This is a genomic window from Pseudoxanthomonas sp., from assembly GCF_002863005.1.
In the GTDB taxonomy this organism is placed as follows: Bacteria; Pseudomonadota; Gammaproteobacteria; order Xanthomonadales; family Xanthomonadaceae; genus Pseudoxanthomonas_A.
This window is the reverse complement of record NZ_PKDG01000015.1, coordinates 81,422-98,776: the sequence shown is the minus strand read 5'-3', so window position 1 is coordinate 98,776 and position 17,355 is coordinate 81,422. Positions and strand designations below refer to the sequence as shown.

Sequence of the window (17,355 nt, the reverse complement as noted above, 5' to 3'; positions counted from 1 at the left end):
GATGTCCGCGTTCCGGCGGGGGATCGCCCGGCTCGCCCTGCTGGCGCTGGCGGGGGCCGCCACTGCCGCGCAGGCCGGCGAACCGTATCCCTGGCCCGGCGGACGCAAGGCGGCGGTGAGCCTGGCCTACGACGATGCCGTCCCTTCGCAGCTCGACCACGCCATTCCGGCGCTCGATCGCTACGGCCTGAAGGGGAGCTTCTATCTGACCCTGGCGTCGGACACGCTCCGCACGCGCAAGCGCGAATGGGCGGCCGCTGCGCGCAACGGACACGAGCTCGGCAACCACACGCTGTTCCATGCGTGCTCGGCGTCGCTGCCCGATCGCGGCTGGGTCGTCCCGCATCGCAATCTGGATACCACCACGATCGCCCAGATGGTCGACCAGGTGCGGCTGGCCAACGCGATGCTGGCCATGCTCGATGGCAGGACCGAGCGGACGATGACCGTCCCGTGCGGCGATACGCAGGCGAGCGATGGCAACTACGTCGATGCCGTCGCATCGGAGTTCGTCGCGATCAAGCTCGGGCAAGGGGGCGTCATCGACGACATGGCGGCGATCGACCTGGCCGCCGTGCCGGTGGATGTACCTGCAGGCGTCACCGGCGACCAGCTGATCGCACGCGTCGAGCAGGCGGCGCGCCAGGGCACCATGGTCAGCTTCACCTTCCACGGCATCGGCGGCGATCACCTTGCCGTGTCGCGCGAAGCGCACGAACAACTGCTGCGCTATCTCGCCGCGCACCCCGACGACTACTGGGTGGCGCCCTTCATCGACATCATGAAATACGTCGCCTCCCACCGATCAGGTGCACCCACGCCGACGCGCTGACATCCAACGCATCAGTTCTCCGCCCACAGCCAGCGCAGCCCGAGTGTGAACGTGCGGTCGGTGCCCGGTTCGTAGAAGCGTCCATTGCCTTCGTTGACGATGACCGAACCGATATGGAACCGGTCCAGTGCGTTGTCGACGCGCGCGAATGCCTGCAGCCGGCCCTGCCGCAGCGTCCAGTCGCGCACCAGTTCCAGGTTCAGCACGCTGTAGCCCGGCGCGCGTTCGCTGCCGGTATCGTTCACCGTGACGTTGCCGATCGCCGACAGCTGGGCAGCGACGCTCCATTGCGCACCCTGCCAACGCAAGCGTGCCGATGCCTGCTGGCGGGCGATGCCGGGAATGCGGGTGCCGGCCACGACCTGCACGACAGGCGAGGTGCAACCGCTCGCGGTGCAGATGGGGAAGCTGTCGCGGAATGTCGCATCCAGCCACGTATAGGCGAGTTGCAGCTGCCACGCATCATGGAGTGGCAGGTCCGCCTGGAGCTCGACACCTTCGCGACGCGCGGCGCCGACATTGCGGAAGCTGCTGCGCCCGCCGACATTGCGCGCGACCGCGAGCTCGTCGTCGGTGTCGGCGCGGAACACCGCCGCCTCGACGCGCGCGCCTTGCCTGCCCCGCCACTTCACGCCCAGTTCGGTGTTGCGGCTGGTCGCCGGGCGCAGGTCGAACGCAAGGCCCGCACCGCCGTCGGCACGGTAGCCGACCTCGTTGAAGGTCGGCGTCTCGAAGCCGCGCCCCGTGGACGCATATACGCGGAAGGCATCGGTGGGCGCGAACACCACGCCCGCGACGGGCATGGTCCGTTCGTACACCACGCGACCGCTGTCGTCAGGATTGGTGGCCGTGACGTAAGCGTCGTCGGAACGGAAGTCGACACGGCTGTGGCGGACACCGACCAGCAGCGACCAGCGCGGCGCCAGGCGCCACCACGCCTGTGCATACTGGTCCGCGTTGCCGACCTGGTTGCGTTCGTCCCGCCGCAGCGTACCGCGCACGCCCAGCGAGGTGCCGATGAAGTTCTCGTAGCCACGCCGATGCTGGCGCTGGCGGTCCGCGTTGATACCGGCCGCCAGCTCGAACGGTCGGCCCGCCAGGTCGCCTGTCCATGACCAGCGGAGATCGGCCCCGCCGTAATCGTTGGCCAGGTCGATCACACCCCCCGAATTGAGCGGATTGCCCTGCGCCGCGATCGGCAGCGCGAGGTACTGCTCGACATCGCGACGGCCGCCGTAGGCCATCGCGCGCAACCGGTGGCCGGCGGCGAGGGGCCGTTCGTAGACCGCGCCCAGTTGATCCTGGCGCACGGACTTCCGCGTGTCGTACTGCACTGCGACGGGCGCCGCCTGGCGCGGTGCCTGCCATGCCTGCGCCCGCGTCAGGCCCAGTGGGTCCTGGGCGTCGGGCGCGTCGAAATGGTTGAGCAACAGATCCAGCGTGCCGTCGCCCGGCTTCAAGCGCAGTCGGGCATTGAGCGATTCCCGCCGTGCGGCGCTGTGGTCCCGATAGCCCTGCGTATCCAGTACGGAAGCCGACAGCGAGTAGCCGAGCACGTCGCCCGCGCCGCGCACGCGCGCACCGATCACGGTGCTGTCGTGGCTGCCGACGCTGGCCTGCGCACGCGCTTCGCGCCCGTCGTCAGGAATGTCGCTCCACAACTGGATCACGCCACCGGACGAGTTGCCATGCAGGGCGGAAAAGGGCCCGCGCAACACCTCCACGCGATCCGCGCCCAGCAGGTTGAAGTGCGACACCTGGCCTTGCCCGTCCGGCATCGTCGCCGGCACGCCGTCCGCATACAGGCGCAAGCCGCGCACACCGAACGTCGACCGCGCGCCGAATCCACGAATCGACAACTGCGTGTCCTGGGCGAGGTTCTGCCGTTCGCGCGCGAATACGCCGGGAATGCCCTCGAGCACCTCCGACAACGCTGCCTGCGGACGCGCACCGCCATCGCCCAGTGCCACGACACCGGCGGATGCGGGCGTGTCGAAGGCGGTGACCGACTCCAGCCGTGTCGCGGTCACGACGACACGATCGAGCGTTTCCGCCGGCAAGACGGGCTGTTCGGCCGGCTCAGCCCCCGCGGCCCGTGCCCACAAGGCGGCGCACACCAGCGGCCAGAAGCGCGACTTCAACGGCATGCGCGCATCGTTCCGAATCCCGGGCGAGGCACGTCTACGCGGCGTTGCCTTCCAACACTGACGACGAGTGCACGGCTGGTCGACGGTCCGCTGCCAGCGCGCTCTTCCTGCGAAACAGTACGAATCAGATCCGGGGCGACAGCGCCGCTGGCTGCACGGCACCCTCCCATCGCCTGCACTTCAATGTCCATGCTTCTGCTCAACACCGTCATGCTTCGCTATCCGGGCGGTAGGCCATCAGTATGCCGGAGGCACTGGGTCGGCACCGCACTAGGTTACGAGATGCATCGCCTCGCGCCGGCATGCCTTGGTCACTTCCCTGCTGCAAGGGCAGCATGCCAAGCTGCATGCCTGTATGCCTGACTCCGGCCGATATGAAACGACTGCTGGGACTTATCCTTACGATCCTCTGTCTGCCGTCGTTCGCACAGGTACCGGAAGTGCCGGTTCCTGCAGGACTCCAAGGTGGCGACATCGACCAAGCGATGCCCGGCCTTGCGCGGGACGTACTCAGCCTGCACCAGGAGGAGGACCGGGCGCGCTATCTCGGCACGCAATTCCGGCTGCAGATGGTCGCCGGCCAGTACGCGCAGGCGATCGAAAGCATCGATGCACTCCGCCTGCTGCGCAACGATCCGCCGTCGCAGCCGCCGGTCTTCCTCCAGTACGAGATCCACGCGCGCGCGAACGTCCTGCAGGCGCAGCAGGGAATGTCTTTCACGAACGCGTGGCGCCAGGCGTTCGCGCAACGGTTCGGTGCGCTCGACGACAGGAGAGCCCTGCAGGCGGAGTTCGCCTTCGGAACATCGGTGACGCGCGTCCGCGGCGATCTGGATGCGGCACTGGCGAAGATCGCGGGGAAACGACGCGTGCCGCTGCCGGACGCTATCGACCTCATCCGTGCGTACCAAGTCCATCGGGTCTACGTGGCGCTGCAACCGCTGTTCGCGGATGCGCTGCGGGAAGACGACGCCCTTCGCTACCGCATTGATCGTGATGTCCTGGTGCCCACGCCGGACGGCGCACGCATCGCCACCCTCGTCGTACGCCCGGCGGCGGCCCCTCGACTGCCCACCTTGCTGCAGTTCACCGTCTACGCCGACGATGACGTGGCTTGGGGCGATGCCAAGACGATGGCCGCGCACGGTTATGTCGGCGCGGTGGCGTACAGTCGCGGCAAGGGCCGCAGTCCGGATGCCATCGCCCCGTTCAAGCACGACGGAACCGATGCCGCCGCGGTCATCGGCTGGATCGCAACACAGCCCTGGAGCGATGGACGCGTGGGCATGTTCGGCGGCAGCTACAACAGCTTCGCGCAGTGGGCGGCACTGAAGCACCTGCCGCCGGCATTGAAGGCCATCGCCACGTCCGCCTCGGCGGCGCCCGGCATCGACATTCCCATGGAAGGCAACGTCTTCCTCAACTTCATGTATCCCTGGCCGCTGTACACCGCGAGCAACCGTTGGCTGGACAACGCACGGTATGGCGATGGCGAACGCTGGCTCAAGCTCGACCGCGAGGCCTATGCCCGCGGTCTCGCGTACCGGGATCGGCCACAGGTCGATGGCAGCGCGAATCCGTTGTTCCTGGAATGGCTGCAGCATCCGGATTACGACGCGTATTGGCAGTCGATGATCCCCCAGGGCGAGGAGTACGCCCGTATCGGGGTCCCGGTGTTGGCGACGACGGGCTACTTCGATGGTGCGCAGGCGGGCGTTCTGCACTATTTCCGCCAGCACCTGCGCCACCGCGCGGACGCCGACCACACGCTGGTCATCGGTCCCTACGAACACATCACCATGCAGGCGGGCGTGCCTCCGAGCGTGCAGGGCTATGCACCGGATGCCGCTGCGCGCATCAACCTCCAGGCCCTGCGGTTAGCCTGGTTCGATCATGTCTTCAAAGGTGCACCGAAACCCGACCTGCTCGCCGGCCGCGTGAATTGGCAGGTCATGGGTGCCGATGCGTGGCGCCATGCTGACACGCTGGAGACGATGGCCACACGCACGCAGTCGTGGTGTCTGGCGCCTGGCGCGACGATCGACACCTACACGCTTTCCCCGCGATCGCGTCCAGGCGTTGTGGCGTCGCAACGCGTTGACTTCAGCGACCGCCGAGACGCGGACTGGGCACCGCCGCAGCAGGTTGTCACGACCGGACTGGATCCGCACCTGGGCCTGGCATTCGTGGGCGACGCCGTGATGCAGGAGATCGAACTCGCGGGCCCGTTCGGTGGCGTGCTCGACTTCACCGTCAACAAGCGAGATGTCGACCTGACCATCGGCGTCTACGAACGGAATGCCGACGGCGAATACCTCGATCTTGCATGGTGGCTACAACGCGCGAGCTACAGCGAAGACCGGCGGCAGCGGCGCCTGTTGCAGCCGGGCGAGCTCCAACGCCTTGTCGTGAAGGACACGCGCGTGATCGGACGCAAGCTGGCCGCCGGCAGCCGGCTGGTGGTGACGATCGGCGTGAGCAAGCAAGCCGACCGCCAACTCAACCTGGGCAGCGGCAAGGATCCTTCCGTCGAAACCGTTGAAGACGCCGGCGAGCCTCTCGAGATCCAGTGGCAGGGCAGCAGCTGCCTGACCTTCGGGATACGCGACTGACAAGAACGAAGACGGCTTGCGGGAGAAAGCCGAACGCTGACCGCGCGGGCCCGTGCCGCTCAACGCAGCGCGCTGCGCGTCACCTGCCGTCTCGCGACACCCAGCAACAAAGGCAGTGCCATCGCCCACGCAATGGCGAGCCAGCACACGCCCCGCCACGCAGGCACGGGGAACTGCGCGGCGTCCCATCCGCGGGCCGCTGCCAGGTAGGCCAAGGGACCGCCGATACCCCCCAGCAGCGCGGCGGCCCAAGGACGCGGTTGCAGCGACCGCATGCCCGTATGGGCCGTGACCGCCAGCGATGCCCACAGCGCCAGGATCCACGGTGGCGCCATCGCGCTACCGAAGGTGGCGGCGCGATAGACGACCCAACCCTGCCACGCCGCCACGCCGTCGACGACCACCCCGCACAGCACCGCGAGTACCACCAGGCGAATCTCGTCCCCGGGCCGCGGTGCGCTTCGCAGATGCAACGCGACAAAGGCGAGCGCCGCGAGCACCCCGGGCCATGCCTGTCCCCGCCCGGCGGCGATCACGGCAACGAACCACACCACCTGGTTTCCGAGCAGATTGAGGATCAAACGTGTCGCATCGGCACGCATTGCGTCGTTCCGTGAGGGCTGCCGTACATACGCATGGCCTCACGCGGCAGATGCAGGCCCTGCCTGGCTTCCGTCATTCTCACGCGAGAGGGCGATGCGGGTTGCATCCCCCCTTTCTCGCACTCCTCTTTTTCAATCCCGATCAACAGCGACCGCAGCACGTGCTGCTGACACCTCACGACGTGGTTCCAGTGCCAGCCGGTGTCGGCACCGAACGCCACTCCCTTGGCGCCGCCATGTCGAGCTCATTCAGAACCGGCGTTGACCCCCCCCATAGTTGCCGATGTCGCACTGGCCCGAGAACGTCGTGCCACCCTCGATGTTGATGCGGCCGGAACGGCGGTCGACGGTCAGGCGCGGCTTGTTCATGCCATTGAGGCGATAGCTCGCGGTGATGCGGTCGGAACCGACCTGCAGGTTGTCGAGATCCCACCAGCCATGATCGCCGTGCGAGTTGATCGGCGGAATCAGCGGCGCACCCAGGTGGATCCGGCCGTGGTCGCCATACAGTTCGATCTGCACGTCGCTGCTGAAGCCTTCGGTGGTAGCGCGCACGGTATCGGCTTCGTGCCACTTGTTGCGCTTGTCGTCCCAGCTGTAGTTCGGCTCGCTGGTCACCGTCGGACGCGTGCCGGCGCCGTAGCAGACCAGCACGAGCGAATTGGGATCGCGCTCGCTGGACGGATACGGACGTGACGATGCGCCGCCTGATCCACTCCCGGACGCACCACAGTTGGCGGCCGGCACGGACTGGATCGAGGCATAGCGGCCATCCATGGTGGAGACGGAGATGCACTGGCTGCGCTTCGCGTTCCACCAGAAGGTAAAACGCTGGTCGCGCACGGTGTTGGAATCGCGCTGCTCATAGCCCCGCGACTGCAGCTGGGTTTCGCCGCCGGCACCGCGCGCGCCGACCAGGTCTTCCACATCGGGCGGCGTCTGCGCGGATACGACGAAAGGCGCTGCCAGCAGGGTGAAGAGAGTGACGGAACGCGAAAGGCGACTACGCATGGCGATTCTCCTGAGGGGGTTCGACTTCGGGATATACATGCCTGGATCAACGGTCGTGCCAGAGTTGTGTTTCCTTGCGTGCGGCGCACCTGACGTGCGTGTCCCCGTCGATGCGCCACACCAGCTGGGCAGCGGGTGCGAGGCTCGCCGTCCACCGTGGTCGAGCATCACCTCCTGATTACCACGGCAGCGTGAAGACCCATCTCCGAACGCGCGGCTACAGGGTCGGCACATCCCCATTGAGCACCTGTACCGTCGCGCCGGTGGTCTCCGGCAGCACATGCAGGTCGGTCTGCAACAGCACGACGCCCGGCCGCAGCAGCGGCGAGACCGCGGCGGTGAAAGCCGCCGGCACCACGATGCGTGCCGCATCCTTCTCGGCGACCTCCTGGCCGGCCTCGTCCTCACGGCCGGGAATGCCGATGCGGCGCCATGTCGGCGCCTGACCCGGCGTGGCACCGGATACGAGGTAAGCGTGTGTACCTTGCGGCGCGGGACCATCCCGGAAATCCACACGCGCGCGTCCGATCTCGATGCCGTTACGGAAGACGAACAGGCGGCGGTCCGCGGTACTCATCACCATCGACAGCGGACCGGTCGGCGATTTCTGTGGCTCCCAGCGGAAGGATTCGGCCGCGCCCAGCAGCGGGGCGGCGTTCTCCGCCCCCGTCCTGGGATCGATCGGGCTGGCGACGGGAGGATGCACGAGATCTTCAGGGGCCATCCCTTCCTTCGCGATCACCACGACCATCCCCATGCTGGTGGCGTCGAACAGCAGTCGTGCGAACTCGGTGGGAAGATGCACGCAGCCGTGCGACTCGGGATAGCCCGGCAAGCCGCCGGCATGCAGCGCCACGCCATCCCATGTCAGGCGCTCCTGATAGGGCATGGGGGCATCGTTGTACTTGCTGGAGTGATGATCCTTGTCCTTCTGCAGGATGGTGAACACCCCGGTCGGCGTCTCATGTCCGGGCTTGCCGCTGCTGACCGTCGACACCGCGACCAACAGGCCATTGCGGTACACGTAGGCGCGCTGTTCGGTCAGGCTGACCACCACCGCCATAGGCCCCATGTCCTTGGCATCGCCGCCCCAGACCCATTCGCCGGGCTTGAGTGCGGCCGGCGGTGTGCCGGCAGGGCTGGAAGTCTTCGCCCCCCATGACGGCACGGCATGCGCACAGAGGGGAAGCAGCAGGAGCCCCAGCCATGCGATCAGTGTGGTCCGGATCATCGCGGTGTCCTTGTCGAGATGGCACGAGCATCAGGTGGTGTCACATATTGCATGGACCCATGCTTAAATGCAGCCGTTCACTCCCGGAGTCGCCCGTGCATTCTCCCGGTCTGCAGCATCGCCCCGACTTTCCTTTTTACGCCGGCAGGCCCGTCAGCCTTTCCGGTCCGCAATGGCTTGTCGTGATGGCGAGCGTGGCGCTGGCGTTCTGGCTGCTGGTGGCACCGTGGACACGCCCTCCCCAGCCATGGGGCATGTGGATTCCCGTGCTGCTTTTCTGCGGCGTGCCGCTGTGCGCCCTGGCCCTCGTTGTCGGTCGCGCCTGGACGGCCTTGTTCCATCGCCCCAGCGGCCGCGACCTGTTGCTGATGGTCGGCATCGCCGCTTTGAACCTGGTGGTCACCCTGCTGATCGGGCTGCTGCTGAACGGCCTGGACCATGGGTCGGCCAATCCCGCGTTCAAATCGATGGGCGAAGCGGATACGGCCACCCGTGTCATGGCGTTCGCGGCGATGGTGCCGCAGCTGTTGGGCGAGGAGCTGCTGACCATCCTGCCCTTGCTCGCACTGCTGTGGTGGCTGCATACCCGCATGAGGCTGGCGCGACGCACTGCCTTGGTGCTGGCGTGGCTACTGTCGGCCATCCCATTCGCGCTGGCGCACCTGCCTACCTACCAGTGGGACCTGGTGCAGTGCCTGGTGATCATCGGCAGCGCCCGGCTGGTACTGAGTCTGGCGTACCTGTTCTCGCGGAATCTGTGGGTGTCGACCGGCGCGCATGTGCTCAATGACTGGACGCTGTTCGGGGCAGGACTGTTGCTGGGATCGCTGTCGCACTGACACGGGCGTGGTCATCGTCAAGAGGAAGAACGCGGAAAGGGTTGCGTAATCTCTCGACATATCACTAGCGGCATCCGCACTCCAGATTCCCTTCCTGTTTCGTCGGCTCGAACAGGAGGCCCGGATCGTCGTAGCTGAATTCTGCCAGCGGCGACGCCGCCTGCCGGGCAGAAGTCCACGCGCAGCGCCAACGTGTTGCGCGACGCTGATTGACCCGCACCATGCGTCGTCGTAGGCGCCGGCATAGCTGCGTGTGCCAGCGAGCCGCGCGTGTCGCGACCGAAAGCGGACAGCATGACGCACGAGCGTCGGCGACGGTGCCACGGATGTGCGCATGGAGATCCCGCCATGTTCCTGCCGCCGGTGACCTTCTGGCATCCGGCATGCACCCCAAAGAGGGGGCAAGACCTGATCTACGACGTCACCAGCAACGTGCAGGTCTATGGCGTCGAGCAACTGCGTAACGCGGACGCATCGATCATGCCGACGTGCCCAGAGGCAACACGAGCGCCGCGCGTCGTCTTCGGTGAGCGGACGACGGAGATCATCCAGGCGAAGCATCGGACCTGAGGGATCGCGTTGTGCCAGCTTCTGCGAAAACGCGGAACTGCGCCAACACCCGAAGTGAAGAGGGTCGCACAGCAACCGCTTGGACCACGCTGTCCCGGTCCGGTTTCCGCCTGCACCGGAGGATCCTGGACCGGCATCGCCCTGCATCGAAGGCCGCAGGGAGAACCCGCTGGTTCAGCCGCGTGGGCCACCCATCACGGGCAGGATCACGCCGTTGACATACGACGCGGTGATCGGCGAAGCGAGGAACACATAGGCTGGCGAGATTTCTTCCGGCTGCGCGGGGCGCCCCATGTCGCTGTCCTTTCCGAACGTTGCCACATCCTCTGCTTTCTTGTCGGCGGGATTCAGCGGCGTCCACACCGGGCCCGGCGCCACCGCATTCACGCGGATGCCGCGCGGGAGCAGGTTGCTGGCCAGCGATTGGGTGAACGCATGGATTGCGCCCTTCGTCGCCGAGTAGTCGAGCAGGTGTTGGCTACCGAAGATGCCGGTTTCGGAGCCTGAATTGATGATGCAACCGCCTTCCTGCATGTGCGGTAGCGCGGCGCGCGCCATGTTGAAGTAGCCACCGATGTTGGTCTGCAGCGTTTCCTGGAGCTGGGCATCGCTGATGTCCTCCAGCCGCATCGCGTGCTGCTGGAATGCGGCGTTGTTGACCAGCACGTCGAGTCGCCCGAATGCCTCCAGCGTCTTCGCCACGGCCGTCTCGCAGAACCCGGGATCGCGGACATCGCCGGCGATCACCAGACAACGGCGCCCCTCGGCCTCGACACGCCCGGCGGTGACACGCGCATCTTCGTGTTCGTCCAGATACAGCACGGCAACGTCGGCGCCTTCACGGGCGAACAGCACCGCGACTGCACGCCCTATGCCGGAATCGCCGCCCGTCACGATCGCGGTCATGCCCTGCAGCTTGCCGCTGCCGGCATAATCGGGCGCCAGGAATTTCGGTTGCAGCTGCAGGTCGCCCTCGTTGCCCGGCTTGTCGAGGTGCTGTTTCGGCAGCGGCGGCTTGGGCTGCGCGCGTACGCCAGCCTGCACTGCCTTCCTCTTCGGCTTGGGCACGGCGGCTGCCTTCTTCAATGCCTCTCGCTGCAGGGCACGCTGGCGCGACGAGGTCGCGTCGGCTTCGTTAACCACTGTCTTTGTGACCTTACTCGCCGTCTTCTTCGCCATGGGCGTGCTCCGTCGTCTATGGGTCGAGCCTAGCGCCGGCTTCGTGATGACGGAGGCAACGCGGAGGCGGGACGCATCAGCGCGGGCCGCGCTCCTCCCGCGAACGCGCGCGGTGGTCGCTCATCAGCGAACTGACGATGATGCCGGCACCCAGCGCCACGCCGAGCAGGAACAGGACCAGCGCCACGACCGGATATCCCCACAACGTGTGCGTCGACGACACCCGCATCATCATCGCCGACGCCAGGATCAGCGAGGCTGTGATCACCCCTACCGCAATGCGGTTGGCGATCTTCTGCAGGTTTTCCATCAGCCGCGACTCTTCCAGCCCGGTGACCCGAAGCTGGAACCGGTTCTCGGCCACCAGCGACAGGATGTCCGACAGCTTGCGTGGACCGTCGCGCAGCAAGGCCTGTACTTCCATCATCTCGCTGGCCACGTTGGGCGAGGAAAGCGACTTGCGCAGGCGGGCACGCATGACGTGCTGCAGCTGGTCCTCCACCACGCCCTGGGTGTCGAGTTCGGGCGACAGAAGGTGGCAGACCGCATCGAGGTTCAACAACGTCTTCCCGAGCAGGCTCAGCTCGGGCGGGGGCCGCAGGCCGCAATGGGTCGCAATGCGTACCAGCTCCAGCACCACCCGACCTTCCGACATCGACGTCTGGTGCGCACCGTAGCGGGCCACCAGTTGTCCCACTTCGCGCAGGAAGCGCGGCTCATCGTAGTCTTCCAGGCGGATGCCGAGTGCGATGCACTCCTCCGCCACCTGTTCCCCGCGACCGTCCACTGCGGCGAACAGAAGCTTCAGCAGGCGGTCGCGCTGGCGCGGCGGCAGGTTGGCCACCATGCCCAGATCGAAGATCGCCAACCGCCCGTCTTCGGTGACGCGCAGATTGCCGGGATGCGGATCGGCATGGATCTCGCCATGTACGAAAATCTGGTCCAGATAGCCGCGCAGCAGATCCTCGGCCAGCGGCGTCATGCCCTGCTCGGTCCGGCGCAGTCCGGAGATTTCATCCACGCGGCGGCCATCGGCCAGCTCCATCGTCAGCACGCGCTTGCCCGTGTAGTCCCAGATCGGCGCGGGCACCCAGAGTTGTCGGAATGGCGCCAGATGCAGCCTGAAGCGGTCCAGGTTCTCGGCTTCTGCCACGTAATCGAGTTCGGCGGTCAGCGAGCGGGAGAACTCGCCCAGCCATTCGGAGAAGCGCACGTTGCGGCCGACGCTGGTGAATCGGTCCGCCGTATCGGTGATGCCGCGCAGCAGCTCGAGATCGCTCATCAGCTGCTGCGCCACGCCGGGCCGTTGCACCTTCACCGCCACCTCGCGGCCGTCGCGCAGCGTGGCGCGATGCACCTGCGCCAGCGAGGCGCATACCAGCGGGGTTTCGTCGAAGCTGGCGTAGGCCTTGCTGATGCGCACGCCCAGCGATTCCTCTACCTGTTCACGGATCACCTCGAACGGCACCGGCGACACTTTCTCCTGCATCCGCTCCAGTGCGGACGCGTACGCGGGCGGCACCAGGTCCGGACGCGTGGACAGCATCTGGCCCAGCTTCACGAACGTAGGTCCCAATGCTTCAAGTTCGTCGGCGAAGCGTTCCGGACTGCCCTCTTCCACCGCGTCGGCTTCCAGCATCGCCGGCTCAAGCGTCAGTCCGTGGAAGACGCCGGATTTCCGGTAACGGAACAGGAAATGCAGGATGGCCGCGCGACGGGAAAGCTTGCCCTCGCTCGGCGGTAGGGGGGCGGTAGTCATGCATGTGCCTCGTGTCGATCCATGACGGATTGTTCGCGCAGCCGGTGAGCATCGGGTGAATGTCGAGGCCGCCACATCACGCTTCCATCACCACGCATGCCTGCCATCGAGCCGATCACAAGACCACGGCGATCCCGACAGGCAATCCGTGTCCCCACTGAATCCCGGCAGCGATGCTCAGGATGCCAGTACCCACGACAAGTACCGCAACTGTGACGTGCACAGCGAAGAATCGAATAGCCCAAAGCCGCCGCGCAGCGGACGCCCGGATCCGGAGAAGGGCTATCCGGACGTGCATCGGAAGGCACGCCATAGATGGCGCCGATACGGCGGGAGAACCACCCAGCGTTCGTGCACCACTGTGCCCTGTGCTACGGCGTGGACCCGAGCACTGGTTGCTGAGGAATGACGAGCCACAAATCCTGTCCGGCAAGTGGGCGAGCGCACTCATGCGAACATCCGCTCAGGGTTGGAACCCGATAGATTCCCACCAACACTATCCTTGATTGCCGTCCAAGCGAGCCGGCAAAGGCAGTTGTCGGAACTGTTCGTCGGACATCTCTGCCAGGTCGAAGCGAAGCTCGTTCTCGACTTCGGACCGCAGTCGTCCGACCAGCTCGCGAACCGTGGACAACAGCTCTGCAAAGTCCATGGCTTCCAGCTGCCCCAGTACGAACATGGGGATCGGCTCGCAGCGTACGTGCGGAACATCGCCCGCATCCAGCAGCGCTTCGCTTCTGTAAGTGCGTCCAATCCCACCAGGGTGGCTGACGAGCGTATCTCTCAGACGCCGGAAGTGACGGTGCCGGACAAGGAGTATCTCGGTCAGACCTCCGAGTATCCGGGACGCACCCCATGCGGGCACACCCTTCCCGAAGCACCGTCCGTAGCGGACAAGCGCATCCGTCCACGCCAACTCCAGATCCTCTTTGGGGCCACCGCCGAGAACCCGATCGACGCTGGCGACCGATCGGTCCAGATCATCCGCAATGCCCGTCAACAGCTCCAGCCGCCGTGCGTGGCCACCATCCAGCAGTCGAATGTCCGCCACGCACTCCCTCTCCGGCACTCACTCAGGCGAGCACTTTGCGGGTTCTAACGGTACTGGTGGGTGAAACAGGCAGCCGCACATCGGAATATTCTCAGTAAACGAAAGTACTGAACCTTACGGAAGCACATGCGCTGGACAGGTGCCCGCGGATAGCGACCGCTTCCGGCCAAAAACGGGCATCTCAGAAGCCGCATAAGAAAAAACACGCTGGGCGTATTCCTCGATGGCCCTGGTTGTAGCCCCTCCAACTACCGAACTCTTCTAAGAATCCAGTACGGCTTGCGCCATCAATTGCACGCGACGGGGAAGCCTGGAAAGAAGCTCGTGATTAACACGACCTCTCTTCAACCGAATACTTGCCAAAGCCTCGCCACAGTGTTCAACCAGATCCTCATCCTCCGCTAGATTACATGCGATATGACACAGCGCGCTCTCTACATCATCATCGATGTATTCACCCAGGTGATTGGCGCAGTCCAGCCGGTCGCCATACGCTACCGACCCATCCAGCAGGATGCCAATCATGGCGACCCCATCCTCATCTACGCTTCCGAATGGACCCGCAGGCATTCCCCCTGGTACCACCCGGTAGCACGATGGACTGGCACGATTTGACCTTGAGGCGACTGGGGTGGGCTGACAAGCGACCCGATGACGTGGAGCGAGCGGGCGATGCCTCATTCGACCTCCTCTCAAGCTAACCTCATCGGGTGAACTGACCGCAACTACTGCCACTGCAGGATGTCCGGTTTAGGTCGCGGATTCATATGATCGATGCAACACACGGATAACTGCATAGGCAGCGGGAGTGTTGCAGATGACGCGCAGGAAGAGGATCTATAAAGAGGCGCATGTGGATTGATGCCAAAGCGCTTAGACCACGGCGGGCGTAGCTCTCGTTGCAGAGTGGCGCAACGCTGCCTCTCTCTTGTCCAGCATTGTTTCCATTGCGACGAGACTCACGAACACGGTCAGTCGCGCATCTTGGGAAGCGTCATCACGCAATTGGATACGCAATTTCCGTACGAACTCTCGTGCGTCAGGCCCTACTTGGCCGTCGCGAAGCCTTGCCATGCTCTCGCTTAGAATAGTGCTGAGTTCGGAAACTGTTCGCATCTCCATAACCTCCGGTTAGTACGATGGCTGTCGCGCACCGGGAGTGCTCCGAAATCGGAGGCAGTACACCGGCGTGATTCTGCAGAGAGTTTCATCGGTTGGCGCAGCCTCGTGCTAACCGGCATTCCGGGGATCAGGAGTTGTTCGCATGCAGCGACGTCGCGGTAGATCCCACTTCCCCGTATGACGCAGAAACATTTCCGAATGACTGGAAACCGGACAGGACTCTGCACGAGGACTCGAGGCAATCAGTTCGCTTCTGCGAGTCCCGCATAGCGGAGTACCGTACCTTCGTCCTGGCTTGCTTGTTTGGTCGATTCGAGCCAGCGCGACGCCGCACCAAAATTGTTGATGAGGGTGCCCAACTCGTCTGTCAGACACTTCGCACAAGGCTGGCCGCCTGGACTTGGCCTACAGCATCGCACGCAGGGCGACATGGTCGTCTTGCTTGCCGGTCTCAGCTGATATGCGATCTTGTTCATAAGGGCGGCAGCCGCCTTGGGCCGGTCCGTACCGACGCCGATCGAGGTTGATGCGTGGGGTTTGATGGGTGGGCCCATGGGAAGTTCTGTCGCCGAAGAAGCGATGCGGCGGGAATTTCCTCCCGCCGCAAGCAGTCCTTTGCATCCGCACCTTAGTTGGGTTTGGATTCCGGAAGGTTGACCTTGTCGATACCGTGGATCACGCCGTTCTTGGCAAGAATGTCCGGAAGCGTGACGCGAGCGGCGCCAATGCTGAGCTTGCCTTCAGTGACCTTGATCGGCGCAGCCTGGCCTTGCACCGTGCGGGCCGATTGCCACTTCCCGACGTCGGTCGTCGTCTTACGGCCACTGACCAGGTGATAGTTGATCAATGAAGCCAACTCATCCTTGTTGGCAGGCTCGAGCAACCGGTCAAGCGCGCCTGCCGGCAGGCCAGAGAACGCTTCGTCGGTGGGGGCGAAGAGCGTGTATTGCTCATCACCTGCCAGCGAGGCCGTAAGGCCTGCCTTGTCGACGGCATTGATAAAGGTCGAGAAGGATTTGTTGGTCTTCAGCGTGCCCAAAAGGTTCTGCTGGGCGAGGCCTTCTTTCTGTTGCATTTCCATGGGAATTTCCTACGAAGTGGACCCGTATCAGGGTCAAGCGGACGGCCAAAGCCGTGGCCAGGCGAAATGCCAGGCACGAGCTCAATGCGGAGAGTAGGAGGGGTGGAACGCGGCTGAGCAGCCGATACGGTATTGCACCGCAACCTTTGCACCCTGCGCCTTTGGTTGTTAGTCTGGCGTGACGCTGGCAGGAATAGTCTGCCGCCACGTGAAGAAACGTGGTAGCGTCATGCGACGCGGAATTCCGATGCTTGGTTAGCTTTCGCGCCCGCAGTGTGCCGGTTCGCACAATGTGCCGGAGCTGCCATGACTATCAAACGACATCGTGTCGTATCGACCGAATCCCCTTTCCAGAGCGTCACTCATGCGTTGAGGGATTGCGCGTTGCAGTGTGCCGAGAATGAGGGATGGCCCGTCCTTGATGACGTGATCGAACCCTCTTTCGTAGTAGCCCAGTCCAATCTTGCTCAACGCATCGCGCGGCCACGCGACCAGTCTATCGAAGAGGAAGCGTTCTTCTGGTCTTGGAGAACGCCTGCGCCTCGTCGTATAGGACCGAGCACGCGACGCGGCTTGGCGCTCGTGACCTCGGGCACACAGCATCGCAGTCATGGATAGCATCTCGTTGGTTATTTCGTTGCAGAGCGTTGAGTGCATTGAAGGGCGCCTCGATCCGGAGATGGATTCCCGATTGAATTCATTTCGCCTCGTTCATGAGCAGAGAAATCATGGCGGGGACGCCTGCTGGTTCTTCTTCGCCAAGGCCGACCTGACGAAGCCAGAGGCCCTTTCCCGCGCAGAGCAGTGGCATGCATCTACACACCATTCTCTGTGGCCTGGAATGTTCCATTAGTTGTCATAGGAGCGATCAGGACTCATGCCACTACGTGCCTATCGAACGAAGGCTCAGAACGAAAGAAGGCAGGTCTTCGTTCTTCGTCTTGGCCTTGGCCAGTCAATTGGCCCGCTCGCACTGAGGTCGATATGGGCTACGGCTTGCGACTCGCCAGACGTTGGCGTCAGCCGCCGGACGCAGAACGATGCCGGTTACGCGATTCGCCCCAGTTACGGCCTGTGGGCAAGATATGACTTCAACCGGATCCCAGTGGAGCAGAGGCTACGCTCGATACTGGATGCCGATGGCTATTTCTTTACATTGATCTCAATGGGCGCACAGGCCGTCGGACGGTAGCGGCGGCTGCTTGAGGACTTCATTGGTCTCATTCTGGTGTGGGCACACGTTGACTGGGTCGCGGTGATCCCTTATCTGCTGTGCCAGTCCCATCTCGCGGATGTCCGTTTCCGGCCAGGAGCGGACG

The 17,355-nt window shown here is 64.5% G+C and carries 14 protein-coding genes; 6 read left to right on the top strand and 8 right to left on the bottom strand.

The window, feature by feature from the left end; translation table 11 throughout:
• Nucleotide 1: 1 nt before the first annotated feature.
• Nucleotides 2-832 (top strand): polysaccharide deacetylase family protein, encoded by an 831-nt coding sequence (locus tag CYU89_RS05435; RefSeq protein WP_296279213.1) that lies wholly within the window; start codon nt 2-4, stop codon nt 830-832.
• A gap of 11 nt (nt 833-843) precedes the next feature.
• On the opposite strand, the gene CYU89_RS05430 is transcribed toward CYU89_RS05435, so the two are convergent.
• Nucleotides 844-2,979 carry a TonB-dependent receptor gene (locus CYU89_RS05430; protein WP_296279212.1) on the bottom strand — a complete coding sequence of 712 codons (2,136 nt, stop codon included), beginning with the start codon at nt 2,977-2,979 and terminating at the stop codon, nt 844-846.
• Nucleotides 2,980-3,464: 485 nt separating this feature from the next.
• Here CYU89_RS05430 and CYU89_RS05425 point away from each other — a divergent pair, with 485 nt between their 5' ends.
• Nucleotides 3,465-5,591 carry a CocE/NonD family hydrolase gene (locus CYU89_RS05425; protein ID WP_296279211.1) on the top strand — a complete coding sequence of 709 codons (2,127 nt, stop codon included), beginning with the start codon at nt 3,465-3,467 and terminating at the stop codon, nt 5,589-5,591.
• Nucleotides 5,592-5,650: 59 nt separating this feature from the next.
• On the opposite strand, the gene CYU89_RS05420 is transcribed toward CYU89_RS05425, so the two are convergent.
• From CYU89_RS05420 to CYU89_RS05410, 3 genes are all read right to left on the bottom strand, one after another.
• Nucleotides 5,651-6,193 (bottom strand): DUF2878 domain-containing protein, encoded by a 543-nt coding sequence (locus CYU89_RS05420; RefSeq protein WP_296279210.1) that lies wholly within the window; start codon nt 6,191-6,193, stop codon nt 5,651-5,653.
• A 249-nt stretch (nt 6,194-6,442) separates the two neighbouring features.
• The gene (locus CYU89_RS05415; RefSeq protein WP_296279209.1) at nt 6,443-7,204 is read right to left on the bottom strand and encodes a hypothetical protein; all 762 of its coding nucleotides are present in this window, start codon (nt 7,202-7,204) and stop codon (nt 6,443-6,445) included.
• Between the two features lie 217 nt (nt 7,205-7,421).
• A complete protein-coding gene (locus CYU89_RS05410) occupies nt 7,422-8,435 on the bottom strand; it encodes a L,D-transpeptidase (protein WP_296279208.1) in 1,014 nt (337 codons plus the stop codon).
• A 95-nt stretch (nt 8,436-8,530) separates the two neighbouring features.
• Here CYU89_RS05410 and CYU89_RS05405 point away from each other — a divergent pair, with 95 nt between their 5' ends.
• On the top strand, nt 8,531-9,274 hold the full coding sequence (locus CYU89_RS05405) for a CPBP family intramembrane glutamic endopeptidase (RefSeq protein ID WP_296279207.1): 744 nt from the start codon (nt 8,531-8,533) through the stop codon (nt 9,272-9,274).
• Nucleotides 9,275-9,622: 348 nt separating this feature from the next.
• Nucleotides 9,623-9,844 (top strand): GMC oxidoreductase, encoded by a 222-nt coding sequence (locus CYU89_RS05400; RefSeq protein WP_296279206.1) that lies wholly within the window; start codon nt 9,623-9,625, stop codon nt 9,842-9,844.
• Between the two features lie 174 nt (nt 9,845-10,018).
• Here CYU89_RS05400 and CYU89_RS05395 read toward each other — a convergent pair whose 3' ends face one another.
• Both CYU89_RS05395 and CYU89_RS05390 read right to left on the bottom strand, forming a co-directional pair.
• The gene (locus CYU89_RS05395; protein WP_296279205.1) at nt 10,019-11,023 is read right to left on the bottom strand and encodes an SDR family oxidoreductase; all 1,005 of its coding nucleotides are present in this window, start codon (nt 11,021-11,023) and stop codon (nt 10,019-10,021) included.
• A gap of 76 nt (nt 11,024-11,099) precedes the next feature.
• Nucleotides 11,100-12,782, bottom strand: a complete 1,683-nt coding sequence (locus tag CYU89_RS05390) for an AarF/UbiB family protein (RefSeq protein ID WP_296279204.1) — start codon at nt 12,780-12,782, stop codon at nt 11,100-11,102.
• Between the two features lie 502 nt (nt 12,783-13,284).
• Here CYU89_RS05390 and CYU89_RS05385 point away from each other — a divergent pair.
• The gene (locus CYU89_RS05385; protein WP_296279203.1) at nt 13,285-13,881 is read left to right on the top strand and encodes a hypothetical protein; all 597 of its coding nucleotides are present in this window, start codon (nt 13,285-13,287) and stop codon (nt 13,879-13,881) included.
• A gap of 213 nt (nt 13,882-14,094) precedes the next feature.
• On the opposite strand, the gene CYU89_RS05380 is transcribed toward CYU89_RS05385, so the two are convergent.
• Together CYU89_RS05380 and CYU89_RS05375 are read right to left on the bottom strand one after the other, a co-directional pair.
• Complete coding sequence (locus CYU89_RS05380) at nt 14,095-14,358, bottom strand: hypothetical protein (protein ID WP_296279202.1); 264 nt, start codon at nt 14,356-14,358, stop codon at nt 14,095-14,097.
• Nucleotides 14,359-15,583: 1,225 nt separating this feature from the next.
• Nucleotides 15,584-16,036, bottom strand: a complete 453-nt coding sequence (locus CYU89_RS05375; RefSeq protein ID WP_296279201.1) for a fasciclin domain-containing protein — start codon at nt 16,034-16,036, stop codon at nt 15,584-15,586.
• A 610-nt stretch (nt 16,037-16,646) separates the two neighbouring features.
• On the opposite strand from CYU89_RS05375, the gene CYU89_RS05370 reads away from it, so the two are divergent.
• A complete protein-coding gene (locus CYU89_RS05370) occupies nt 16,647-16,889 on the top strand; it encodes a hypothetical protein (protein WP_296279200.1) in 243 nt (80 codons plus the stop codon).
• Nucleotides 16,890-17,355: the final 466 nt, after the last annotated feature.

What these genes read in the sequence shown, in the direction of transcription:
- CYU89_RS05435 (WP_296279213.1), top strand. Translation starts at nt 2, where the DNA reads ATGTCCGCGTTCCGGCGGGGGATCGCCCGGCTCGCCCTGCTGGCGCTG.
- CYU89_RS05430 (WP_296279212.1), bottom strand. Translation starts at nt 2,979, where the DNA reads ATGCCGTTGAAGTCGCGCTTCTGGCCGCTGGTGTGCGCCGCCTTGTGG.
- CYU89_RS05425 (WP_296279211.1), top strand. Translation starts at nt 3,465, where the DNA reads ATGCCCGGCCTTGCGCGGGACGTACTCAGCCTGCACCAGGAGGAGGAC.
- CYU89_RS05420 (WP_296279210.1), bottom strand. Translation starts at nt 6,193, where the DNA reads ATGCGTGCCGATGCGACACGTTTGATCCTCAATCTGCTCGGAAACCAG.
- CYU89_RS05415 (WP_296279209.1), bottom strand. Translation starts at nt 7,204, where the DNA reads ATGCGTAGTCGCCTTTCGCGTTCCGTCACTCTCTTCACCCTGCTGGCA.
- CYU89_RS05410 (WP_296279208.1), bottom strand. Translation starts at nt 8,435, where the DNA reads ATGATCCGGACCACACTGATCGCATGGCTGGGGCTCCTGCTGCTTCCC.
- CYU89_RS05400 (WP_296279206.1), top strand. Translation starts at nt 9,623, where the DNA reads ATGTTCCTGCCGCCGGTGACCTTCTGGCATCCGGCATGCACCCCAAAG.
- CYU89_RS05395 (WP_296279205.1), bottom strand. Translation starts at nt 11,023, where the DNA reads ATGGCGAAGAAGACGGCGAGTAAGGTCACAAAGACAGTGGTTAACGAA.
- CYU89_RS05390 (WP_296279204.1), bottom strand. Translation starts at nt 12,782, where the DNA reads ATGACTACCGCCCCCCTACCGCCGAGCGAGGGCAAGCTTTCCCGTCGC.
- CYU89_RS05380 (WP_296279202.1), bottom strand. Translation starts at nt 14,358, where the DNA reads ATGATTGGCATCCTGCTGGATGGGTCGGTAGCGTATGGCGACCGGCTG.
- CYU89_RS05375 (WP_296279201.1), bottom strand. Translation starts at nt 16,036, where the DNA reads ATGGAAATGCAACAGAAAGAAGGCCTCGCCCAGCAGAACCTTTTGGGC.
- CYU89_RS05370 (WP_296279200.1), top strand. Translation starts at nt 16,647, where the DNA reads ATGGATAGCATCTCGTTGGTTATTTCGTTGCAGAGCGTTGAGTGCATT.